Consider the following 24324-nt stretch of genomic DNA (forward strand, 5'->3'; position numbering starts at 1 on the left):
ATTGCGGGTGTTTTGATCTGTGTGCTGGTGATCGCGACATTTGTGTTTATCTATGTAAAGATGACGATCACAGCTCGTATCCATCGTATCTCCCACACTCTCTTTGAATTTTTCAAATACCTTAATCATCAAAGACAAGACGCGCCACAGCCGCTAAGGATTGTCGCTCAAGATGAGCTAGGTGAAATGGGAAGTAAAATTAACGAAAATATAGAGATAACAAAGCTAGGCTTAGCCCAAGACACAAGAGCCGTGGAGCAGTCTGTCCAAACAGCCAAAAAGATAGAATCTGGCGACTTGCAAGCGCGTATCACAGAGACCCCGCACAACCCCCAGCTAAAAGAGCTAAAAGATGTGCTAAACCATATGCTAGATGATTTGCAAAAGAAAATCGGTAGCGATACTAATGAGATCGCCCGCGTCTTTGACTCCTACACGCGCCTTGATTTCACCACAGAAGTAGCAAATGCTAGCGGCAGGGTAGAAGTCGTTACCAACACGCTAGGCGAAGAGATTAGAAAAATGCTTAAAACTTCCCTAGAGTTTGCCAACTCTCTCCACTCTCAAAGTGATAAGCTAGAAGAAGCCGTAGCCGCCCTTACCAAATCTTCTAACTCCCAAGCCAGCAGCCTAGAGCAAACTGCCACTGCCGTAGAGGAGATCACTTCATCTATGCAAAATGTCTCTGGCAGGACCAATGAAGTAATCCAGCAAACCGAAGATATACGAAATGTCATAGGTATCATTAGAGATATAGCCGATCAGACAAACCTCCTAGCATTGAATGCCGCCATAGAAGCCGCTAGAGCAGGAGAGCACGGCAGGGGCTTTGCTGTCGTAGCAGATGAAGTGCGCAAATTAGCAGAGCGCACCAGCAAATCACTAGGCGAGATAGAGGCAAACACCAACTTGCTTGTGCAATCAATCAATGATATGGCAGAATCTATCAAAGAGCAAACCGCAGGGATCACACAAATCAATGAAGCCATCTCTAGCCTAGAGTCTGTAACCCAAGAGAATGTAAGCATCGCCAATGCTAGCTCACAAATCTCACAAGATGTATCAGGGATTGCTAAAGCTATCTTAGATGATGCCAATAAGAAAAAGGTATAGCCACAAGCGATTCGCTCTTGGGTAGGCAATGTGGCAGTGTTGCAAAAATTACTAAAGAAACATCGGCACAGCCTAAGCGGTATCCCTTGTTTTGTGAAAGGCACGACCGCCAAGGTCGCTAACTTTCCCCAATTTTTGCAAAGCTCCCACAGCCCCACCGCAATCCTTAGAATCGTTTTATTACAAAATGGGCTTTCTCCCTAGAATCCACTTTTTACACTACCACCTGCGGCGTGGTATAAAACGCCGCGTTTTATTGTCATCGCGCGCAAGCGCGGTAGCGATTGCGCGGCGATCCACAAAACAAACCTAGAATCTAGCCAAACCGCGCAAAAGCTTCAAAGTAGAATCCGCGTTTGCCCTTAAGTGCCTTAAGCCTAGGCAAAATGCGCTTGCAAAATCTCTTTAAGCGTTTGGACTACAAAGCGCGCTTCTTCTATGGTGATGATATATGGTGGCATAAAGTAAATCGTATGCCCCAATGGTCGCAGCAGCAAGCCCTTAGCCAACGCCGCTCTAAAGATCTCTACCCCCGCGCGAGGCGTGCTAGAATCTATCTCAAAGGCAAAGATCATTCCGCAGTGGCGCAAGTTTTTGACTATATTTAGCTCTTCTAGCTCCTGCCATAGAGCAAAAATCGCTCGCGATAGGGCGCGGTTTTGCTCTATGATATTTTGCGTGGCAAATATATCTAGCACGGCATTTGCAGCCGCACAGGCTAGGGCATTGCCCGTGTAGCTATGCGAGTGTAAAAATGCCTTGCCACTCTCATAGGGCGCGTAAAATGCCTGATAAATCTCATCGCTTGTAACCACCACGCTTAAAGGCAGATACCCCCCTGTAATGCCCTTTGATAAGCATAAAAAATCTGGCGTGATCCCGCACTGCTCTAGGGCAAACATACTCCCACTACGCCCAAAGCCCACGGCAATTTCATCAAAGATAATCAAAATCCCATAGCTCCTGCATAGCTCGCACGCTTTTTTGATGAAGGCTTTTGGATAGATGTGCATATTGCCCGCGCATTGGACTAATGGCTCTAAGATAAAAGCGCAAATTTCTTCCCCATAGCGCGATAAGATAGATTCTAGCGCGTGTAATTCTCTCTCATAGTAGCTCTCATCTTCTAGCTCTGCTGGGGCGTGCAAGCTAGCCCCCTTTGTGCCATCAAAGACATTTGGCACAGGCACACTAAGGCAGGAGAGCAAAATAGGCGCGTAAGTGTGCTTGTATAGCCCCAGATCCCCCACGCTTAATGCGCCGATCGTCTCGCCGTGGTAGGCATTGCTAAGGGCTAGGAATTTGGAGCGAGGCGGGCTTTTGCGGTGGAGGTTGTGATGATAGTGGAAGCTCATTTTTAGGGCGATTTCTATGGCAGAAGAGCCATTATCTGCATAGAAGCATTTGTTTAGAGGGTGTGGGAGCAGGGCGCAAAGCCGCTGCGATAGATCGATGATAGGCTTATGGCTAAAGCCTGCTAGCAAGATATGCTCTAGCTCATTGAGCTGATTTGTGATAGCGGCGTTTATGGCTGCGTTGCAATGCCCAAAGAGATTGACCCACCAGCTGCTAATGCAATCAATATAACTGCTGCCATCAAAGTCGTATAAATACACACCTTTGGCGGATTTTATGGGGACTATGGGGAAGTCTTCGTGGTCTTTCATCTGCGTGCAGGGGTGCCAGATGTGAGCCAGATCAAGCGCGGAGAGAGTGTGATTGGATAGATTTGGCATTATGATCCTTTGTGAAATAGCGATTCTAAGCTATAATCTAGCTTTTTGCGGAGATATTATGCCTAAAAATCCAGCCAAGAATCCCACGCTAATCGCCCACGCCCAGCACCTAGCCCACACTCTCTCTAATGCACACAACCTCCGCTCTATTACAGATTATGCGCATTTGGGGGAGTTTATCATCAAAGATAATGCCCCCTTGCTTAATCTCACAAGCAATGACTATCTAGGCTTGGCAGGCTTATCGCACGCCATCATCTCGCCACACTCCTTGCACGATACGCACATAGATTTACACAAGCTAGACACACATAGGCAAAAAGCCAAAGATTTTGGGGCTAGATTTTGGGAGTTTAGTGCAAAGCAGGGCATTGGGGCAGGGGATTTATCGCTTGGCTCTGGCTCTTCGCGCTTGCTTAGTGGGGGGACTCCTGTGTGGGAGAGCTTTGAGGCATATTTGCAAGAGATTTTCGCGCCAAAATCCGCGCTACTTTTCAATAGCGGCTATCATTGTAATGTCTCTTGTATCGCGGCTCTTGGGCGGCTTGAAGGGGTGGGGATTTTGATCGATGAATACGCGCACGCAAGTATGTTTGATGGACTTTTGCAGGCAAAGGCGATGAGTAAGGCTCTGTGGTGGAGGCGGTTTAGGCACAATGATATGGCGCATTTGCAAGAGCTACTAGAATCCACTTTTGCGCGATTTAGGCATATTATCATCATAAGCGAGGGGGTGTTTAGTATGGATGGTGATGTGTGTGATTTATCTGGGATTGTCGCGCTAAAACACCGCTATGATAATGTCCTAATCTATCTTGATGAAGCCCATAGCCTTGGCGTGGTAGGGGAGAATGGACTAGGGCTTGCTAAGAGCCTTGGGCTGTGTGGGGAGGTGGATTTTCTTATCTTCACTTTTGGCAAGGCATTGGGGAGTATGGGGGCTTGTATGCTCTGTGCTAAGGAGCTAAAAGAGCTATTTATCAATACTGCGCGTGGGCTTATCTACTCCACTGCGTTGCCACCGCTTAGCATAGCTTTTAGCTTTTTTGCCTTTTGTGAGCTTTGGCGTTTGGGGGAGCAAAGGGAGTATTTACGCGCCCTAAGTAAGCAGGCAAGATCTAAGCTAGAATCCACTTTTGCAAAAGTGGATTCTAGGGGAGAGGCTAAAAAGCTGCCTTATGTGCTAGGAGAGTGGCATATCATCTCACTAGTGCTAGGAGATAATGCTACTGCCATAGAGTGCCAAGATTTCTTAGAGTCTTGCGGGATCTTTGCTAAAGCGATCAAATCCCCCACAATCCCGCAGGGCACAGCTAGAATCCGCTTTAGCCTCAATGCTAGCCTTAGCACGCTAGAGCCATTCTATCAGGCATTGGAGCAGTATGCAAATCGCTTTTGCTAGGGCGTTTGACAAGCACGCAAGCACTTTGGTGCTATGTTTTAGCGGCTTTGCGACTAACCCTAAATTTTTCGCGCATTTGGCGTGTGATATACCTGCTTGCAATATCGCTATTTGCTATGATTATAGGGATTTAGCACAAGTGGATTCTACTTTGCACAAGCCCAGCCTAGAATCCACTTTTTTACCCCCTGTGCTACGCGATTTGCAAGAGCTAATTGATAGGCATAGGCATTGCATTTTGGTGGGGTTTTCTCTAGGGGTGGCAGTGGCTGCTAGGGTGATAGGGGCGATTGATAGGGCAGGGGCTTTTAGGCATAGTATTGCTATCAATGGCACGCCTTTAGGGATAGATACGCGCTATGGCATACACCCTAGAATCTATGCGCGGACTTTGGAGTATTTTGATGTGCGGGAGTTTGCGCGAGCGTTTTTTGGCAGCGATGATGTGGCAGAGATCACCGCTAGGGCTAAGGCTGTGAAATCCCCTATAATGCGTGGATTTAATGGGGATTTTAGCACTTTGTTTGGGAGTGTGCTAGAGTGCAAGCAAGAGCTGCAAGCATTGCAGAGATTCTGTCAATCACACAATCAAGCAAGCCCAAGCGCGATTGATAGCCATAGCGCAAGAAGCGTGCATTTCACCCACGCGATCATAAGCAGTAGGGATATGATTTTCTCTCCTATGATCCTAGAATCCACCTTTTCACACACGCACACACAATGCCACTCTATCGATGCGCCGCATTATGTGTTTGGGAGCTTTACAAGCTGGAGGAAGCTGCTTGGGATATGTGTGCCAAAAGTGGATTCTAGTAGTGGGGCTAGATTCTGGGAGGCAAGGCAGAGCTACACGGAGAATGCCCCTATCCAAGCCACTATGCGCCAGAATCTTATGCGCTTGCTCTTGCCACACGCAAAGGGCAGGGAGTTTGAAAAGGTGTTTGAATTTGGTACTGGGGTGGGGGACTTTAGCGTGCTATTGCAAGAAAATCTCGCTTATAGGCACTTTGTTTGCAATGACATAAACAACCACGCAAGCATACTGCAAGCACGCCTAAAGCCCCACACACGCGTAGCGATCTTTGATATGCACGATATAAAAGACCAGCCCATTTTTGCCCAGCGATTTGATCTTATCGCTTCAAATGCCTGCTTGCAGTGGCTTAATGCAAAGGAGATTCTAGCTAGTGTTGTGCCTATGCTTGCTAGCGGTGGGCTGCTGCTGCTAGGGAGCTTTGGGGCTAGGACTTGCTATGAGGTGAGAGAGATTTTAGGCATAGGGCTAGAGTATATGGAGCTAGAAGATTTATGCGAGCTATTGCAGGGACTTGGGCTAGAGATTGTAGAGAGTAGTAGCGAGACTCTTAAGCTTGATTGTGGGAGTGCGCTTGGGGTGTTTAGGCATTTTCGTGCAAGCGGTGTCAATAGCCTAGCAGGCAATACACTAAGTAAATCCAAAATCCTAGCGTATCAAGCGCGATTTGGCGGGAAGATCACCTATGAGCCTATATATATCCTAGCCCAAAAGCCCAAGCCCTAGAATCCACTTTTGAAAGGGACGATGCAGCTTTGGGTATCCATAGCGGCGATTTTAAGGATTTTAGGGGAACCGCAGACCTCTAAGTCTAGCTCCCCCCTAAAATCCTTAAAAAGCCCCACTAGCAACACCGCAATTCTTAAAATCGTTTTACCCTCAAGCTAACTTCACTCCTAGAATCCACTTTTGATTTGTGGCAATTTTTCCGTCATTGCGAGCCTTGCACCGCAAGGCGTGGCAATCCATACTCTGCGCTAGCAGATAATCATACTAGAATCCGCTTTTGCAGATTGTGTGGATCGCCACGCTCGTTTCACTTGCTCGCAATGGCAATAAACGCAATATGTGAAAAGTGGATTCTAGGAAGTGTGCTTTGCTAATGCCTTTTTGCTAAACCACAAAGCCACGATGACCAAAGCGACAAACACCCCAATGACAATGTAAGAATACTGCCCATACGACTCCACGATCTCAATCACCGCCTTTGAGAAATAAAACGCTAGTAGCCCCAAGCTAGTAGCCCAAATCACGCTAGCTAAGAAGTTTAGCACTATAAATTTCTTAAGATCATAGCGACTCGCACCAATGGCTAAAGGCACGAGAAACTTCACGCCATAGATGTATTTGTTGATCACAATTAGTGCGGCACCATATTTCTTCAGCCAGATATGCATAAGCGCGATTTTCCTACGATGAGCGGAGAGAAACCGCTCGAAGTCCTTTTTTTGATAGCGCGTAAGGATCACGAGCAGAGAGCTACCTGTAAAATTCCCCATAGTAGCGATGATAATGCTTGCTGCAAGATTGATATGCCCTAGTGTGGCAAGTGCGCCAGCTGCGAGAATCCCCACATACCCACTCCCCATACAATAAAAAAACAACGCCACATAGCCCCAAGTCTCAAAAGAGTCTTTAAATGAGTCGATAAAGCCTTCCATAAGTTTTACCTTTCTAAGTTTCATTATCATTTTTGTAATTATACATAGTTTGGGAACATATTTTGCAAGAGTTTTTAAGGGAAAAAAAACCTTGAAAGTTATAAAATGACAGCTTTTAGGAGTGAAACTTAAAGGAAGGTGATATGGCGATACCTGAATGGGATGAGAAGTTTAGCATACACAATGATGTGATTGACATCCAGCATAAAAAGCTCTTTGACATTGCCCACAGAGCAGGGCTACTTATCAGCAAGCAAGTCGATGGCAATGAGATCAAAAAGATCCTTGTAGAGCTTTTTGAATATATGAAAGTGCATTTTCACGATGAGGAAGCCTATATGGCAAGTATCGGCTACCCGGGGCTTGAGCGGCAGTCCCATATGCACCAAGAGATTATCCGCGATATGACAGAGCTGATCCAAAATATCCGCTATGACTTTAAGCAAAAGCTTGCCATCATCACGGAAGAGTGGCTAATCAACCATATCTTAAAAGAAGATATGCAAATTGAAATATACCGCAAAGCCCACGAAGAAGAAATCAAAGCTATGCAGGCAAAGCGAAATGGAGAGAAAGAAATCACGCATGTTTATAAATGCGCGTGCAAGCCAGCGTTTAAAGTGCTAAACACTGTGCATGAGAAAATCCAGAGCGGGCAGTCATTCCACTGCAAAAAGTGTGGTGAGAGCATTGTGTTTGTGCGTGATGAGTAGTGCGACCAATAGGCTTAGATCACGACATAGCCTATGACTCGCTTTATCCTTCTTGCGTGTTTTGCTCTTTTTAGCGCGAATGCCAGCGAGCCACAAGTAGATGCCAAAGACTTTTTACACTTCTATCATAGCAATCTCACAGCAGCGCACAGGGCGATTGTAGAAGGCTCGATCAGCAGGGAGTTTGTGCGCTTCCGTGGGTATAGTTTAATTGACTATGCGATATATCAGCAAATAAGCAAGCAAGAGATACAATCTATCCCAAAGCCTTTGATATTTTTCAGCGGATTTTTTGCCGGGAAGCCCTTGTATAGTGAGTTTGGCGGCGTGAGTATTGATGCATATATAGATGATAGCCCTAAGCCTATCCACTTAAATTTTCAGGGGCGTTATTTTAGCGATATTCTTGCTATTGGCAAGCAGAGATTCTACGCACTTTGCGCACTTAGCGTGGTCAATCGCTGCTTGCTTTTGGGGATTGGGGAGCGTTGGTAAGATCTGCTAGATCTATTAGCAAGGAGCAACTATGGCAAACAAAAGCGACAAAAAACACAAGAGAAACAAAGCGAGTAGCCCATATATCGCGCTAGATTCTAGGCTTGAAGATTTTATCACCACTGCTACGCGATTTATCACTAAACAAATGCAAAAAAAGCACGCTAAAAGGCTCATCATCGGGCTTAGCGGCGGGATCGACTCTGCGGTGGTGGCGCGATTATGCCAAATCGCGCTGGGCGATGAAAGCAAAGACCGCTTGCTTTGTGTCTTTCTCCCTAGCTCTAAGACTAGTGCGCAATCACGCATTGATGCCAAAGAGCTTGTAGAGAGATTTTCGCTCCCCTTTATAGAAAGCCCCATAGCCGAGTATGACAAGCTTTTTAGCGTGCAGTTTGTGGATTCTAGTGCGCTTGAGGTGGGGAATTTCTGCGCTAGGGTGAGAATGGCACTACTCTATCACTACTCAAGCGTGCATAAGGGCATAGTCATAGGCACAAGCAATAAATCCGAGCTGCTGCTAGGCTATGGCACGATTTTTGGCGATTTGGCGTGCGCGATCAACCCTATCGGCACATTGTTTAAGACAGAGATTTTCTCCCTAGCTAGAATCCTACAAATCCCAGAATCCATCATCGCAAAGCCCCCAAGTGCCGATCTCTACCCCAATCAAAGCGATGAGGGCGATCTGGGCTTTAGCTATGGGGATATTGACTCCTTGCTTGCTGCAATCTACCTAGAATCCATAAAGCTAGAATCCACAAAGCACAAGCCCCTGACATCGCACGCCATCCACCCCAAAGCCCTACGCAAAAAGCTCTATAAGCACTTTGACCAAACACTTGTAGCAATGGTGCTATCTCGCATAAAATCCAATCAATTTAAGCGCGAAATGCCAGAGATCTTCACCCCTAAAGCCTCTCTACAAAGGCATTTGCACAAAGCTTTGATAAGGATATAAGTGTGGATCTCTATGCCTACCACTATACCCCTAGCTTAAGACATAAGATTCTAAGCCTACTTCTACTGCCCTTTAGCGCATTATATGGGCTAATCGCCACGCTTAAAAGACTCGCCCCTAGAATCCTCTATGGCAAGCAGGGCAGGGACTTTGGGCTGCCTATCATATCAGTGGGCAACTTAATCGCCGGCGGCAGCGGGAAGACGCCCTTTATCATCGCACTTTGCAAGCATTTATGCCTCTTTAGATATGGGCATATCGCTATCATCTCACGCGGCTATAAACGCCAGAGCAAGGGGCTTATCTGGGTGAGCAGGCAAGGCAGGATTCTAGCAGATGTCGCTACAAGCGGTGATGAGCCCTATCTCATCGCTAGCGCATTAGCAGGGCATAATGTCAGCGTGCTTGTGTGTAAAAACCGCGCCAAAGCCATCAAGCAAGCCAAAGCCCAAGGCGCGCAACTCATTTTGCTTGATGATGGATTCCGCTTTTGCTTTAAGAAGTTTGATGTCATTTTGCGCCCAAGCTTTGAGCCTTTTTATCCGCGCTTTATCCCAAGCGGGCTTTACCGCGAGTCCCACTCTCTCTATGGCAAGCTAGCTAGCTCCCCGCGCGCCATAATCGCCCAAGACAATATCGACTTCACTAGAGAGGTGCAGATCACAAACCCAAGTCCCAAAATGTTCCTTATAACCGCCATAGCCAATCCCACGCGTTTGCTAGCATTTCTTCCCATTGCTATGGATAAAGATTGCGAGATTATTGGAAGGCAATTTTTCCCCGATCATCACCACTTCACCCCCCAAGAGATCCACGCTATCCTAGGATCCTACGCCCCTACATCGCTGCTCACCACGCAAAAAGACGCCACCAAGCTCCAAGATTTCTCCCAAATCCTAAGCATTATGGAGCTAGCTCTCCATATCCACCCGAGCATTGTATGCGCCTTGCGTGCGTATATTGATGAGATGGATTCTAGCCCTAGAGAGAGAAGCGAGAGGGATTTGTGCATAGCTGATTATCTCTATACGCCTAATATACCCCCACCCTCTGCTACGCTTGCCACAGATACGCCCGCATATCAAAGCACACATTTATCCAGCGATGATCCCGTGCAGATACTATGTGCTATTGAGAAGCGTATCTTTGCAAGCCTTGCACGCGCGCAATGCCCTAATGCCACAAGCAAGTCAAGCCCCCTAGAATCCACTTTTAGCACTTCAATTTTGCTCGCGTGGGCGTGGCTGCCTTGTGATACCACATCAGTGCAAAATGGCTTGCTAGATTCTGCTCTAGGGATTTTAGAAAATGCCTTTTGTGATGGGCTGGTGGATTTCTGGCTTGATGCAAGGCTATACACAAGCAAAGCCCCTAGCCACACACACCGCCTAAGCCTAGCACAAAGCTTCCCGTATAGATCTAGCGCGTGGCACTATCTGTTTGACACGCTTTTTGCGCCATTATGCGCGAGTATCGAAACAGGCGCAAAGATGGCGGATATAGGGGCGAAAATGGGCGCAAAAGCCCCAGAGATAAGTGCAAAAGTGGAGGCAAATAAAGCAAAGCAGGCAAAAGTGGCAAAAGTGGATTCTAGCGATGCGCTAGCGGCTTTACGCACACAGGCAAAAGAGCTTAGCTGGGATAGCCCGGAGCTATTTTCTATCACGACACTACGCATAGGGCTTACCAAAAAGGGCTGGGGGTATTACAAGCAGCGTATCACTATGCCTTAGCATATTTTGCTATCTTTTTGTAAAATTTCTGCCCATTTAACCGATACTTAAAGCATTAGTCATTACCATACAGCCTTATCCACATTCATCATCACTTGTGTGTCTGCAGGCTATCTGCCATCTTTGATGTAGTCTGGTGTGCAGGCTTAGGCGTGGGCGTATGGTGTGCTAGAAATTATCAAGGAGTGTGTATGTTAGCTTTGTATCGTAAGCTTGGCATTGGGGCGAAGTTTATTATCTATGTCTCTAATGTCGTGATTCTAGGGGTTGCAGCATTAGCGTTGATTGTCTCTGACTTTGTGGGAGACAATATGAAAAAAGATGCAGAAGATATTGTCAAAAATTCTTCTCAAAAGTATGCGATTTACATTGAAGGTGCGTTTGAGGAGATGGGATCTGTGCTTGAGAGCAGCGCGAAGATTTTAAGCGATTTGCTAAATGTTACTTCTATCAACAACCCCACCACCGCATCCGTCTTTGAATCATCGACGAAATCTTCCCTAGATGCCGGTGCTTTTGCCCGCTATGGCTTTGTCTATTTACTAGACGCCCCCCCCCATTTCGCTGCTAAAAGTAGAGCCTACACCACGCCTAAGGGCAATGTCATTATGCTTTTCCAAGATACAGATATTGATAAGTCCGGCGGGATCAAAACACTACAAAGCACAGACGCGGTGCTGGACTTTCCTGTCGTGCAAAAGGTGCTAAAACAAGCCAAATACGGCGATAGCATATCCTTTGGGAAACCCACTAAGCTAAACTTTGGCGGTAGGGAATTTGTAGGGCTTAATATCGCTGCCCCCATTTTTGATAGTCAAAGACAGCTTGTCGGGGTGCTGGGATTTGTCATTGATCTAGGCGATGTAGAGCGGTTTATGCTAAATCCCAAGGACAAAATATGGGAGAATGAGACTAAAGCACTTGTTGCCGGAGATGGCACGATTGCCGTGCATAGCAGTGCAGGTCTAGCCCTACACAATCTTAGCGAAGCCAACCAACACCCAAGCGCACAAGAAATTGTCAAAATCATAAAAAGTGGAGAAAATGCGACACTAGATAACTACACCACTCTCTCCAACATAGAGAGCTATGCAAGTGTATCATCGTTTAAAACCGCCGATGACAGCAGCTACTCTATCTTTGTCGCTGCACCAAAGGCAGAGGTGCTAGCTCCTTTATATAGGCTTGAGTGGATCATCGCTGGCGTGGCAGTGGTGATCTTGCTCCTTGCAGTGGTGACTGTGTATTATCTAGTGCATAGGCTGCTATCATCAAGGCTGCCAATCATTCTTAAAACTCTGGATCAGTTTTTCAAATTTGTCAATCACGAGAGCGATGAAGTCCATCATATCCAGATCAAAGCTCGCGATGAGCTGGGTAAAATAGGGCAGATGATCAACGAAAATGTCGATAAATCTCGCGCCCATCTCAATCAGGATTCTGCCTTGGTGAAAGAATCTTTAGAGGTGATCAACTTCGCTAAAACAGAGGGCAAAGCTACTAAGCGCATCACGCTTGAAGGTAGCAATCCCCAGCTAAACGCGCTAAAAGACTCTGTCAATGATCTCTTAGATCTACTTTCAAGTGCCATTGGCAACGATCTCCCAGAGCTTAATCGCGTCTTTGACTCCTACACGCGCCTTGACTTCACCACAGAAGTAGCAAATGCTAGCGGCAGGGTAGAAGTCGTTACCAACACACTAGGCGAAGAGATTAGAAAAATGCTTAAAACTTCCCTAGAGTTTGCCAACTCTCTCCACTCTCAAAGTGATAAGCTAGAAGAAGCCGTAGCCGCCCTTACTAAATCCTCTAACTCCCAAGCCAGCAGCCTAGAGCAAACTGCCACTGCCGTAGAAGAGATCACTTCATCTATGCAAAATGTCTCTGGCAGGACCAATGAAGTGATCCAGCAAACCGAAGATATACGAAATGTCATAGGTATCATTAGAGATATAGCCGATCAAACAAACCTCCTAGCATTGAATGCTGCTATCGAAGCCGCTAGAGCTGGGGAGCACGGCAGAGGCTTTGCAGTCGTAGCAGATGAAGTGCGTAAATTGGCAGAGCGCACCAGCAAATCCCTAGGTGAGATAGAGGCAAACACAAACTTGCTCGTGCAATCAATCAACGATATGGCAGAATCTATCAAAGAGCAAACCGCAGGTATCACACAAATCAATGAAGCCATCTCTAGCCTAGAGTCTGTCACCCAAGAGAATGTAAGCATCGCCAATGCTAGCTCACAAATCTCACAAGATGTATCAGGGATTGCCAAAGCTATCTTAGATGATGCCAATAAGAAAAAGGTATAGCCACAAGCGATTCGCTCTTGGGTATCCATTTACTTGATTGCTAAAATTTTGGGGCAGTCATTACCGCTTAGGTAACTCCTGCCCCCAAAACAAGCGCAGCGAAGTTTCTTTAGAAAACAAGCGCAGCGAAGTTTCTTTAGAAAACAAGCGCAGCGAAGTTTCTTTAGAAAACAAGCGCAGCGGTGCAAGGCGAAGCCGAAGCAGGTTTCTTTAGAAAACAAGGGATACCGCTCGGCGCAAGCCGATGTTTCTTTAGAAAACAAGCGATTTTGAATAAATCAAACAAGAGTGAAGCACGCGTTAAGTAAGAGAGTAGAGTAAGACTAGCCCACCTCCTTAACGATCAAGGTAGGCTATGGATTATCCTAGTAGCACTTGACTACTATGAGACATAGTAGTATCATAGCGACTAAGATTTTCAGGTAAATCTTACTCATTGTAACCTCCTTTATTCAAAGTAGGTTACGCCAAGAGAGGTCGCAACTCTCTTGGGCAATCTCTACTGCGATTTTATCATACTTTCCCTAGAATCCGTGTTTGTGTTTATGGATCGCCACGCTCATTTCACTCGCTCGCGATGACAGAAGAGGCAGCGTAGCACAAGGCTCGCGATGACAATTTGAGCTTTCACACTAGAATCCACTTTTTCAAAAAGTGGATTCTAGCAATAACGCCCTTTTTATAGTCATTGCGAGCGGTGCTTGCACCGTGTGGCAAAGCAAGGCGTAGCCGCAGCTTCTTTAGTAATCCATAAATACACAACAAACACAAAAAGTGGATTCTAAGCAAAATATCTCCCACACCTACTCCACCACCCTGCAAACTTTACCCCACTTTTACAATAACTACATATTTTTTACACACCTTTTACAAACTCTCCCAAACAATGCGCAAATTTATAATTAAATCATAAAAAGCCGTTTTTTTTTTTTTTGATTTTGGCTAGAATTGCGGCTTTACATTTTGACTATTCAAGGAGACATAATGCAAACACTACACAATAATGCCCATATTCACGGGGGGGGGGGGAATAATCTCTCTCTAAATACTCAATCTTTAGATTCTAGCCCTGCAATCCTAGAATCCATACATTCGTCATTGCGAGCCGCGTTAGCGGCGTGGCAATCCAGCCTACCCACAAAGCTCACTTTCTCTATCAGCCTAGTTTTAGCAGCTGCACTGGGGCTGGCAGCTCAAGGCTTTGATGAAAGCGTGATGAACGAATGTAATAATAATCAGTTTGGAATGGCTGCTGATAGAAGAAAAATATGTCTTAATGGACACGGAGAGCTTCCCGGAAACACTCATACACCATTCTACAATGTCTATATGTGGAGTAATCCTGGCGTTAGGAAAGCCGCATATACTCTCCGTAACGCAAGCTTAGATCCTGTCATTATGATGTTCCGTCATAATGGGTGGACAAATATAAAACTAAACAACACGCAATATGGTAGTATCACTATAAAAAATGGAGGTACGAGTGATGCTCCTAAGGGGCAGATAGAGTTTTCCATCGAGGGTGGAAGTGGTAATTCTATAAGCGACATCACCCATGAAGCCCTACGCTTGAACCTTAAAGGAGGGGCTTCGCAAGTCCTCACCGTTACCACCCTCAACCAACTAACAAATGCAAATGGACTCTCCCAAATCTTCAAAAATGTCAATGTAGAGCATTTCAATCTCTATGCTGGTAAATCCTATCAACGAGGTGGCAAAGTAGAGACCCTAAACCTCCTAGGTGGAGAATACCACCTAGGAGCCACAGATAGCACTGCTGTAGCTGAAGAAGCTGGCACCATAGGCAATCTAGTCCTAGCAGATGGGACATTCAAGCAATACAAAGGAGAGATAGGAAGCATCACTCTCACAAGTGATAAAAAACAAGCAAGCTTTACTACTAAGAATACCTTCACTAGTGGCAACGAACAACCATCATACAATGGTCTTATCACCAAGATTGACAAACAAGTAAGTGGTGCGCATACCATAGAGCTAGGAGACAATAAGGCTAATGGCACAATCACCGCCACACTCACCAATGGCAGCCTCACCCTTGATAACACCACTGGTGATATCACCAATAATGGAGAGCTAGCATCACTAGAAGTTAGTAAAAAAAGCAATGGCACAAGAGGAAGTGAAGGTATTGTGATTAGTAACGCTGCTACTGCAAGTATTGGCACCCTCTCCACAGCTACCAAATCCACTACTATCAACAATGCTGGCACAATCGATAAGCTAGAGCTCAAAGAGTCTTCCAAGGTAACCAACACCGGTATCATAAAATCCCTTGATGTGCAAAACGGCGACTCCACCATCAACACCCTAAATGGTGTAGGACAAGGGACAGCAGGTAATGTAGAGCCTCATACACTCTCTAATATCAACATCACTAAAGACGCTAAACTCACCGTTGATACCCTAAGCGTAGGACTCAAAGGCAACCAAGCTATAGAGAGAGTAACGATAAATAACGATACAAGCACTCAAGGAACCAACAAAGAATTTGCCGTCAATAAAATCCAAGTAACCTACCTTGATGGCAACTTTGACCCTGCAAAAAGCATTAGCAAGAATCTTACAGACTATGTAACATCTGGTAGCCATAGCTATGTAGATGGAGCTAGCAAGCCCACCTTTGAATCAAGCCCAGAGCTCCAAGGTATAGGGGTGAAGTTTAATCCCGATGGCACCCCTATCTTTGAGGTAGAAGCTTCTGTGGCTGCAAGTATGACAAGCGTAGTCGTGCGCCAATCTATGCGACGAAAAATGCTTATAGACACCTATCTCGCAGAACAAAACAGAAGAAGCTTGAAAAACAAAGAGCGCAGAACCAAGCAGCGCATAGAAGCAGCCACCCTAGGAGATGCAAGAGCCCAGTATCAAAAAGACCTAGCCAAATACAAGCTAGACTTAGCCAAATGGGATAAACTCGCTAGCACCAAAGAAAACAAAGCTTTGATCGCTAAATACGAGCAAGAAGACAAAGCCTACCAAAAAGCCCTAGAGCAATACAACAAAGACAAAAAAGCCTATGAAGATAATCGCAAAAACCTAGAAACCATCGCTAAAGCCAAAAAGCTAAAAGCCCCCATAGAGCCAAAAGCCCCTGTGCGCCCAAATCTAAAGCCAAGCGATAAGCACTACAAAAAGGCTATGGCAGATTTCACCAAAGCACAAAAAGCATATGAAAAAGCTATGAGCAACTATGAGCAAGAGCTTAGAATCTATAATGAGGAAAATAGCAAGCTAGAGACCATAGCTAGAGCAAACAACCTTAAAGCCCCCATAGCTCCTAAAGCTCCTATAAGACCAAATCTAAAGCCAAATCATAAAGACTATAAGCGAGTAATGGCAGCCTATGAGTCAAACCAAAGAGCCTACCAAACAGCCCTAAAACGCTATGAGCTAGAGAAAAAGAGCTATGAAGAAAAGAGAAAAAACCTAGAAGTGCTTGCTAAAACTAATAAGTTTAATGCCAATCTCAAAGCTCCCATAGAGCCAAAAGCCCCTGTGCGCCCAAATCTCAAGCCAAATCATAAAGACTATAGAAAGGCTATGAGCAAATACGAGCAAGAGCGCAAAGACTATCTAAAAGACTTCAAACAATACGAGCAAGATAAAAAAAGCTATGAGAGAGAGTATCAAAAGCTTATAGCCCTAGCTGATGCCCAAAGCAATAAGCTAAAAGCTCCTATACAGCCAAAAGCTCCTACTAAGCCTAAAATCCTAGCTAGCAAACCAGAAATGCCACAAGAGCCAAAGCTTGGAGAGATAAGTGCAGAGCTACTAGCTAAGCATAAAGTCCAAGGGGATTTCTTTATCCGTGCCTATGGTGGGACAGGCTCACATAAAGCAACCAATGGCGCACAAACAAGCTCTTGGAGTGTGGGCACACTCTTTGGCTCGACTTGGGATCTAGCTCTTGGACAAACAAGTGGGAATATCGGCTTCTATGGTGGGTATGAGTATATCTACAATGGCTATAAGCAAGCCCATATCGATGCCCAAGGACACACAGGCTTCCTAGGGCTTAGATTCTCCCATATCTTTGCTAAGACGAAGCTAGCAGGATTCTACTACCTAGCTGACATCAATGGCGGCTATAGCGATATATCTGTAGGACAAGATATGAATGGTATGCGATTTAGTGCTAATGTAGGGAATATCAACTTTGGCTCATCTTTTAGACTAGGCTCATCTGTGTATATGTATGGGGCTAAGTCTATCCTCTTCCCTTCAGTTGGTGTAGGTGTAGAGGGTGGCTATCTAGGAGAGTTTGAGATGAGGACAAACCGCTCTGGTGAGCTACGCTATGGAGGACTAAGCCAAGGCTATGCTGTTACTTATGCCCAAGCAAATCTCAACTACTACCAAGAGTATGGCAAAAGGCTCTCTACTACACTAGGTGGTGGCTTTAGGTATCTAATGAATACAGATATAAACATTATGCCAACACTTAATGGCAAGGCTTATACCATTGATGAAAAGACAGGTAGAGCAGCAGCAGTGCATGTAGCTCCATTTTTCTACCAAGGCACATTTGTGATAAATTACCACACAGACAAGCTAGGAAACTTCTCTGCAGGCTATGTGGCAGTAGGTGGGGAGTTAGGGATAACGCATAATGCTTCTGTAAGGTGGCATTATTTCTTTTAACCCATAGCGATTCAGCTTTGGGTATCCATAGTGGCGATTTTAAGGATTTTAGGGGAACCGCAGACCTCTAGTCTAGCTCCACCCTAAAATCCTTAAAAAGCCCCACTAGCAACACCGCAATTCTTAGAATCGTTTTACTCTCAAACTAACTTCAATCCTAGAATCCATTTTTTACACCTTTGGCATTTAACCCTAGAATCCACTTTTTGTAATCCTACCGCCGCGACTCTCTTGGTTTTTCAGCACAATTCTTAGAATCGTGTTACTCTCAAACTAACTTCAACCCTAGAATCCACTTTTTGATTGTGGATTGCCACGATTTGCCACGCAAATCTCGCAATGACAGAATTTGGGCTTCACTCCTAGAATCCACTTTTTACACTTTTGGCGTTTATCACTAGAATCCGCTTTTTGAAAAGTGGATTCTAGTAAAGGTTATTTTGCTAGCGCAAAATTATGGATCGCCGCGCAATCGCTACCGCGCTTGCTCGCGATGACAGAGAGGCAGCGTAGCGCAAGGCTCGCGATGATGATTCTTGTGGAGTTTGTTTGCTGGGATTGTGTGTTGTTTGTGGATTCTTGCTTTAGGATTCTAGGATTTTCTAAGAAACATCGCTTCGCTTGCTCTGCTACGCTTTGTCTTACAGCAAGGCTTGCAACGACATTTTTCGCCTACGGCTCAAAATGACAAACGCAGTGTAGCTCTTTGAGAACAAGCCAAGGGTGTAAAGCAAGCAGCAGGTTTTAAGAGCCAGCACTGCTTAGGCGTGCCGATCTTTAGCAAAGCCAAATCACTGCAAAAGTCTAAGGCTAGCGTATAATACGGATCTATTCTTATGCCAAAGGGTAGGGCAAGGCATCATAAGGACAAATATGCAAGAATTTTTCACCGCGCTAGAGCAAGTGCTATGCACCACTGATATAGCACAAAAGCATAGGGCGTTTTTGGATTTGTGTGATGATTTTTACTCACATAGGCTTGCCATTGAGCATAGCACGCCTCTAAGGTATATCGCCCCGCACACAAACGCCCCCATAAAGCCCGCACACCATATCAAAAAAGCCAAGCTAGACTCTCACAATGGACTCGCCAAAGCCCTGCACGCAATAGCTCATATAGAATATAGTGCTATTACGCTCTCTTTAGACTCTGCGTATCGCTTCCGGCATTTGCCTAGGGAGTATTACATCGATTGGCTCAGGGTGGCAGGAGAGGAGTTTGGGCATTTTTTCTTGCTGGAAGGCTTGCTTAATGAGCTTGGGGCAGGGTATGGGGATTTCGCCGTGCATAGTCAGTTGTATGATGCGATGCTTTGCACAAATACGAGTCTTTTGTATCGTATGGGCGTGGTGCATAGGGGGCTAGAAGCTCGCGGGCTTGATGCAAACCCCTTTGTCCTGCAGAAATTTAGCACCCTAAAGCACCCTATACGCAGTAAAATACAAGAAGTGCTAGGCATAATACTGCGCGATGAGATAGGGCATGTGAGTAGGGGAGATGTGTGGTGGAGATTTGCCCTAGAGAGCGCGCAAAGTGCGAGATCCACACACGCAAATCCACAAGCCACAAACGCGCTACAAGATGTGCTACAACTTATGCAGCAAGACTTGCCCCACCCAGCGTGGCAGGAGCTGGATTCTAGACTAGAATCCAGCTTTGATAGTGAGGGGGTGTTTTTGGCTTTGTGTGTGCGATTTGCGGATTTTATCCTCTGTGGCAAAATCCCCAACACACAAGCCCGCCTGCAATGTGGCTTTAGCCAAAAGGAGATAGACAAGCTAGGGCGACTCTATGAGCTATGTGCCAAGCACGCTAGAGCCTAGCTGGTAGCTACAATCCCAAACGCGCTTAGTGGGAAGACCGCTTAATACGCACTTTCATAATGTTCTTACGCTCGCCTTGGTAGTGTATTTCAAACTCGCTATTGTTTTCTTGGCAAATTTGCTTAAAGACATCGCCCCAGCTTTCTTTGCCATAGGAAGACGCGCTTTTGTAGTAGTGCTGCTTGATCCAATTGCCAATGGTCGAGACAAAGGCAAAGGACTGGGCGTCTTGCGTGTCTTCTATGGCTCTGCGTAGGAGCTTGATTAGGGCTTTGTTGTTAGCAAGGGTGATGGGTGTGTCTAGCTCATCATAGCTGCTAAAAGCCTGCTTTAGCTCCTCTCTTGCCTTATAGCTCCCAAAGCCGATCGCTGGGACAGCCCACCTGCGGATCTCTTGCGCCAAAGAGGCAAAATCACTATCGCTTGTAGCAAGCGCGAAGCAGTCCATAGAGCGTTGATAGAGTGTGTGCATCACATCAATGGTCAGCCGTATGTCGCTAGCATTTTTGGCTTTGTGGGTAGAGTCTCTTGCGCCTGTTAGGATCTGTATAGGCTCGATGGAGTATTGCAGCAGCACCTCTGCCCAAGGTCCTAGCATATCCTTGCGCCAGTCGCCATACGCCTTTTTGATACATACTTCGCCCACTTCATCAAGCCGCTTCATAATCTCATCGCACAGCTTGTAGCTGATATTCTCACAATCAATAAAAAGCGCGATTTTTTTCGCGCCGCTGGATTCTAGCATTGCTTCTCTCCCTTGTCTATGCGCTCTTGAGCTTTGTGGTGAAATGCCTCTGGGTATTTTGCTTGCAGTGTGTGGATAATGGCGATTATCTCTTCTTGCCCATAGGGAGCTTCATCATCAAAGCTATCAAGCTCATCGCTATATGCTTGTAGGATCTGCTTGAGTGCAGAGCGTTTAAGCCCGGCAAAATGCAGCGCGACACACAGCATATCAAAAAGCTCTAAATCATTTTCATCAGTAGAATCCACATTTGCACTTTTAGATTCTGCGCGGTGTTTGCTCATAGTCTCTCCTTAGTTGGTTTTATCGGTGATTAGGCGTTGTATCTGTGCTTTTATATCATCGTAGAAAAAGCTCTCTCTAAAGCCCTCCATTTTGCCTCCAGAGGCATTTTTATGCCCGCCACCATTGAAAAGCTCCTTGCTAAGCGCGCATACATCACAATTCCCATTCGCACGCAGTGAGACATTGCCCCTAGCGTTAATGTCCATATAAAAGTCAAATTCTGGATTCTGGCGTAAGAAAAGATTAGCAAGCACGCTAATGCCCCCCATAGAGTAGCTTAAAAACCCAAGCTTATCGCGGTAATGCACGCTGCATTGCTCTTTGAGCGTGCCAAGTAGCGCGGCTTGCTTTGTGCTTGTGATATGGTCCATTGTCTCATTATCTGGGTCGCCTTCAAGGGCGCATTTTTTCAGCACAAATATCGCATTATCAAACTCCACCGCGCCTTTCTCTCTCCCTAGATACGACCTAGCGGCTTCAAGGAGATTGAATTTGTAGATTCTATGGGCTTTGTCAAACATAAAGCGATTAAGCTCATTGCTCCCGGCAATAAGCCCCAACGCCACCTTGCCAAACTCAAATCCATAGCCATCTTCACGCCAAATATCCACAGAGTTTATCATCTCCACCATATCCGCAAGCGGGGCGATGTGGCTAGAATCCACTTTTTTAAGCAGGGTATCAAAAGTGGATTCTAGGGGGGCTTCAAATTTCCTAGTGGATTCTAGGGGCTTTGGGTAGAGCTGCTGCAAGGTTTCAAAGGTGATTTTTGTCGCGCATTGAGTAGAATCCAAATGATACCAATCAAACATTTTCGCACACTCTTCGCCGCTAATGTGGTGATCAAGCAGAAGCAGGGATACATCTTTTTGCTGGAGTTTGTAGGCATTGACCCGCTCATAGACATATTTTGCTTCACTTAAGGTGAGATTAAGATCTGTGATAAGGATCAAAAAGCTTTGGTGTGTTTTGGTGCGGAATCTCTCCTCAAAGGCAAAATGCGTATCAAGGCGCGTGAAAATACTCTGCAAACGCGCCATAACCTCCCTGCCATAATTGGCGTTATAAAACTCTATATCATCAAAAAAGTAGCGTGTGATAAACTGCGCCCCATAGCCATCAAGATCAATATGTGAGAGATGAAACACTTTCATAATCTAATCCTTCTTAATATCTTATATCCTTTGGCTTGTCTGCCATTAGAAGTTTGGCGAGATTATGCCTACTTGCTCATATTTTGCATTAGGGTCAATTTCTGCATAGCTCACAACCGGAATCCGCGCTTTAAGATCGCGCACTTCTTTCACCATAACGCGCCGCAGCTTCACATCAGTAGCGATGACACCATAGATATTTTTCTCTTTCATCGCTTCTATGGCGTTTTTCAGCCCTAGGGTAAATTTCTCGGATTCTGCGGCGGTTAGGGCTAGGACTTGCCCGTAATCAGGGTCATTTTTAATCCGTGCTTTAAGATACTCTTCATCAAGCGGGGTAAATCCTATAAACTTCAGCACCCCATCAGAATCCGCAAAAGTCTGGGTGATGACCCTAGCAAGCTTGGTGCGCACACCTTCGATAATCACATCAAGCTCCATACCCATAGCGTGCTTATCGATTGTGGTTTCAAGGATTGTGAGCATATCGCGGATAGGCACGCGCTCTGCTAGCAAGGCTTGTAGCACCATACGGACAATGGAAGAGATCTTGCGTGCTTCTTCGATTAGGGCAGGGTAGTCATCACTCATTCTGCTTAGTATGTCATTGACTTCATCGCGCGTGATGAACTCCTGTGCATTGCGCGTTACAAGCTCGCTAATATGCGTAGAAATCACAGAAGATGGATCAAACACCGTATATCCTGCGATAATGGCATCTTCTTTATCCTTTGCATCAATCCACACGGCATTCATACCAAATGCCGGCTCCTGCACTTCTACCCCCTCAATTTTGCTACCTACAACGCCTGTATCAAGGGCTAGGAATTTGGTGGGCATTACCATACCCTCGCCAATCACCACGCCCTTTAGCTTGACTTCATAGTTGGGTGAAGGGAGCATAAGATTATCGCGGATTCTAATTTGTGGCATTAAAAATCCATAATCATGCGCGATTTTCTTGCGCATTGATCGCACGCGCTCTATCAGCAAGCCTCCTTGCTTTTGATCCGCTAGCCCTATAAGCTCAAACCCAAGCTCAAGCTCTAAGAAATCCACCTTAAGCGCGTCTTTGAGATTTTGCTCCTCTTCTTTGCGGATTTCTTCTTGTGTCTTTTCAGCTTTGGGGGCAGGGGAGAGATCAGGCTCTGCTGGTGTGGCTTGTGTCTCTAGGCTGAAGTTTGTGTTAAATTTCTTATTCACCCAATCAAGCAAGATAGAAAGCAGGCTTTTTTCATCTTCTCTAGAGAGTAGCCACGCGACAAAGAGCAAAAGCGCGCCTACAAAGAGCAGTGAGAAAGTAGGCAGCCCCGGGATTGAGGCAAAAAGCAGGAGGATCAAGCCCACAATGACTAGCGTTTTAGACTGGGAGGTGAGCTGGGAGACGAGATTTTGCGCGAAGGATTCTTTGGCATTTTCTTGCGCGGCAGTGCGTGTGGCGACAATACCTGTGGCAGTGGCGATGATAAGAGCAGGGATCTGCCCCACAAGCCCATCGCCTATGGTTAGGATCGTGAAAGTTTGCGCCGCTTGCCCAAAGCCCATATCATACTCAAACATACCGATCAAAAATCCACCCACGATATTGATGATAGTAATGATGATAGAAGCGATCGCATCGCCTTTGACAAACTTACTCGCCCCGTCCATCGAGCCATAGAAATCCGCTTCTTGCGAGAGAGCGGCGCGGCGGAGCTTGGCTTCTTTCTCATCGATGAGTCCGCTATTAAAATCCGCATCAATTGCCATCTGCTTGCCGGGCATCGCATCAAGCGCGAAGCGTGCGCGCACTTCTGTAACGCGCGTAGAGCCGTTGGTAACAACAAGCAGATTTACCAGCACCAAAATGCTAAAGATAATCACCCCTATGACATAGTTGCCACTAATGGTGAATTCCCCAAAGGCGGTGATAATATCACTCACAGCACTAGGTCCGCGGTAGCCTTCAGTGAGAATCATACGCGTAGTAGCGACATTGAGAGCTAGGCGAAATAGCGTAACAATCAGCAGTAGGGTAGGGAAGGCGGAAAAATCCGTGGGCTTAGTAATATACAGCGCGATAAAAATGATAAGGATTGATAGCATAATGGAGATAGTGAGCAAAAAGTCTAAGATTATCGGGGGCAGCGGCACGATGATAATCACAAGAATACAGAGCAAAAACGCCACAACGGTCAAGTCTTTGCTACGCAGCATTGTCTGTGCAAAAGCGATAAGCTTTTGTAGTGCTGTTTGCCCCTTAGACGCCATATAATGCCTTGTATGTGATGTGTTGTAGGCGCGGATTCTAGCGAGATTTTGGTAAAAAGTAGCTTTTAGTGCTTGTAGCAGTAGGGCGGACTTTAAGGAGGCTGCCAAAGACAGAATTTAACCTTATTTTTAGATTCTGTTTTATACAATCGCGGCTTTATTTTAACTACCAATCAGGAGGTCATTATGGCTTTAGATACGGCGAAAAAACAAGAAATCATCACAGGCTTTGCCCGTGATACAAAAGACACAGGCTCCCCAGAAGTGCAGATCGCACTCCTTAGCGAGAGAATCTCCAGCCTTACAGCACACTTGAAAGCAAACCCTAAAGACCACTCCAGCAGGCTAGGGCTACTTAAGCTTGTAAGTAGGAGAAAACACCTACTCAAATACCTTAAACGCACCAAATACGAAGCTTATACCAAGCTCATCGCCGCTCTCAATATCAAAGACCGCTTCTAGGA

General features: G+C 45.8%; 19 protein-coding genes and 2 pseudogenes. 14 read left to right on the plus strand and 7 right to left on the minus strand.

Annotated elements, in window-relative coordinates; translation table 11 throughout:
• Positions 1 to 186 precede the first annotated feature (186 nt).
• Positions 187 to 330 (plus strand): annotated as a pseudogene (locus tag DX060_RS12390) (methyl-accepting chemotaxis protein); the annotation flags it as partial.
• Between the two features lie 192 nt (positions 331 to 522).
• Positions 523 to 1113 carry a methyl-accepting chemotaxis protein gene (locus DX060_RS12395; RefSeq protein ID WP_258552320.1) on the plus strand — a complete coding sequence of 197 codons (591 nt, stop codon included), beginning with the start codon at positions 523 to 525 and terminating at the stop codon, positions 1111 to 1113.
• A gap of 377 nt (positions 1114 to 1490) precedes the next feature.
• Here the strand turns inward: DX060_RS12395 and DX060_RS07505 are convergent, their stop codons facing one another.
• Complete coding sequence (locus tag DX060_RS07505) at positions 1491 to 2849, minus strand: adenosylmethionine--8-amino-7-oxononanoate transaminase (protein WP_115011872.1); 1359 nt, start codon at positions 2847 to 2849, stop codon at positions 1491 to 1493.
• Between DX060_RS07505 and DX060_RS07510 the strand changes: the two genes are divergently transcribed.
• The gene (locus DX060_RS07510; protein ID WP_115011873.1) at positions 2833 to 4251 is read left to right on the plus strand and encodes an aminotransferase class I/II-fold pyridoxal phosphate-dependent enzyme; all 1419 of its coding nucleotides are present in this window, start codon (positions 2833 to 2835) and stop codon (positions 4249 to 4251) included. The genes DX060_RS07505 and DX060_RS07510 overlap by 17 nt on opposite strands.
• Entirely contained in the window at positions 4232 to 5791 is a 1560-nt protein-coding gene (locus tag DX060_RS07515) for a pimeloyl-ACP methyl esterase BioG family protein (RefSeq protein WP_115011874.1), read from the plus strand. Before DX060_RS07510 ends, DX060_RS07515 begins: the two co-directional genes overlap by 20 nt.
• A gap of 356 nt (positions 5792 to 6147) precedes the next feature.
• On the opposite strand, the gene DX060_RS07520 is transcribed toward DX060_RS07515, so the two are convergent.
• A complete protein-coding gene (locus DX060_RS07520) occupies positions 6148 to 6726 on the minus strand; it encodes a DedA family protein (protein ID WP_115011875.1) in 579 nt (192 codons plus the stop codon).
• A 143-nt stretch (positions 6727 to 6869) separates the two neighbouring features.
• Between DX060_RS07520 and DX060_RS07525 the strand changes: the two genes are divergently transcribed.
• The 6 genes and pseudogenes from DX060_RS07525 (at position 6870) to DX060_RS12405 (ending at position 12940) form a co-directional block, all read left to right on the plus strand.
• Positions 6870 to 7439, plus strand: coding sequence for a bacteriohemerythrin (locus DX060_RS07525; protein ID WP_115011876.1), 570 nt, complete (start codon positions 6870 to 6872; stop codon positions 7437 to 7439).
• Positions 7440 to 7472: 33 nt separating this feature from the next.
• Complete coding sequence (locus DX060_RS07530; protein ID WP_115011877.1) at positions 7473 to 7934, plus strand: hypothetical protein; 462 nt, start codon at positions 7473 to 7475, stop codon at positions 7932 to 7934.
• Between the two features lie 31 nt (positions 7935 to 7965).
• Positions 7966 to 8895, plus strand: a complete 930-nt coding sequence (locus DX060_RS07535; protein WP_115011878.1) for an NAD+ synthase — start codon at positions 7966 to 7968, stop codon at positions 8893 to 8895.
• A 2-nt stretch (positions 8896 to 8897) separates the two neighbouring features.
• On the plus strand, positions 8898 to 10628 hold the full coding sequence (locus DX060_RS07540; RefSeq protein ID WP_115011879.1) for a tetraacyldisaccharide 4'-kinase: 1731 nt from the start codon (positions 8898 to 8900) through the stop codon (positions 10626 to 10628).
• A 389-nt stretch (positions 10629 to 11017) separates the two neighbouring features.
• Positions 11018 to 11479 (plus strand): annotated as a pseudogene (locus DX060_RS12400) (PDC sensor domain-containing protein); the annotation flags it as partial.
• A gap of 1020 nt (positions 11480 to 12499) precedes the next feature.
• Positions 12500 to 12940, plus strand: coding sequence for a methyl-accepting chemotaxis protein (locus DX060_RS12405; RefSeq protein WP_408938844.1), 441 nt, complete (start codon positions 12500 to 12502; stop codon positions 12938 to 12940).
• Between the two features lie 627 nt (positions 12941 to 13567).
• On the opposite strand, the gene DX060_RS11425 is transcribed toward DX060_RS12405, so the two are convergent.
• Positions 13568 to 13741: a hypothetical protein gene (locus tag DX060_RS11425; RefSeq protein WP_181814236.1), complete on the minus strand. Its 174-nt coding sequence runs from the start codon at positions 13739 to 13741 to the stop codon at positions 13568 to 13570.
• Between the two features lie 183 nt (positions 13742 to 13924).
• Here DX060_RS11425 and DX060_RS07555 point away from each other — a divergent pair, with 183 nt between their 5' ends.
• The 3 genes from DX060_RS07555 (at position 13925) to DX060_RS07565 (ending at position 19426) form a co-directional block, all read left to right on the plus strand.
• Positions 13925 to 17602, plus strand: coding sequence for an autotransporter outer membrane beta-barrel domain-containing protein (locus tag DX060_RS07555; protein WP_115011882.1), 3678 nt, complete (start codon positions 13925 to 13927; stop codon positions 17600 to 17602).
• Between the two features lie 526 nt (positions 17603 to 18128).
• Entirely contained in the window at positions 18129 to 18290 is a 162-nt protein-coding gene (locus DX060_RS11430; protein ID WP_181814237.1) for a hypothetical protein, read from the plus strand.
• Between the two features lie 185 nt (positions 18291 to 18475).
• Positions 18476 to 19426 (plus strand): DUF455 family protein, encoded by a 951-nt coding sequence (locus DX060_RS07565; protein ID WP_115011884.1) that lies wholly within the window; start codon positions 18476 to 18478, stop codon positions 19424 to 19426.
• A gap of 25 nt (positions 19427 to 19451) precedes the next feature.
• Here the strand turns inward: DX060_RS07565 and DX060_RS07570 are convergent, their stop codons facing one another.
• From DX060_RS07570 to flhA, 4 genes are read right to left on the minus strand one after another with little or no spacing between them, the layout of a single operon-like run.
• Positions 19452 to 20171, minus strand: coding sequence for an NYN domain-containing protein (locus DX060_RS07570; protein ID WP_115011885.1), 720 nt, complete (start codon positions 20169 to 20171; stop codon positions 19452 to 19454).
• Positions 20165 to 20455, minus strand: coding sequence for a hypothetical protein (locus tag DX060_RS07575; protein ID WP_115011886.1), 291 nt, complete (start codon positions 20453 to 20455; stop codon positions 20165 to 20167). The genes DX060_RS07570 and DX060_RS07575 overlap by 7 nt, the downstream gene beginning before the upstream one ends.
• A gap of 9 nt (positions 20456 to 20464) precedes the next feature.
• Positions 20465 to 21610 (minus strand): DHH family phosphoesterase, encoded by a 1146-nt coding sequence (locus tag DX060_RS07580; RefSeq protein WP_115011887.1) that lies wholly within the window; start codon positions 21608 to 21610, stop codon positions 20465 to 20467.
• Positions 21611 to 21655: 45 nt separating this feature from the next.
• Positions 21656 to 23860 carry a flagellar biosynthesis protein FlhA gene (flhA, locus tag DX060_RS07585; protein ID WP_115011888.1) on the minus strand — a complete coding sequence of 735 codons (2205 nt, stop codon included), beginning with the start codon at positions 23858 to 23860 and terminating at the stop codon, positions 21656 to 21658.
• Between the two features lie 186 nt (positions 23861 to 24046).
• Here flhA and rpsO point away from each other — a divergent pair, with 186 nt between their 5' ends.
• A complete protein-coding gene (gene rpsO, locus DX060_RS07590) occupies positions 24047 to 24322 on the plus strand; it encodes a 30S ribosomal protein S15 (RefSeq protein ID WP_115011889.1) in 276 nt (91 codons plus the stop codon).
• Positions 24323 to 24324 lie beyond the last annotated feature (2 nt).

This window comes from Helicobacter canis (genome assembly GCF_900451095.1).
In the GTDB taxonomy this organism is placed as follows: domain Bacteria; phylum Campylobacterota; class Campylobacteria; order Campylobacterales; family Helicobacteraceae; genus Helicobacter_B; species Helicobacter_B zhangjianzhongii.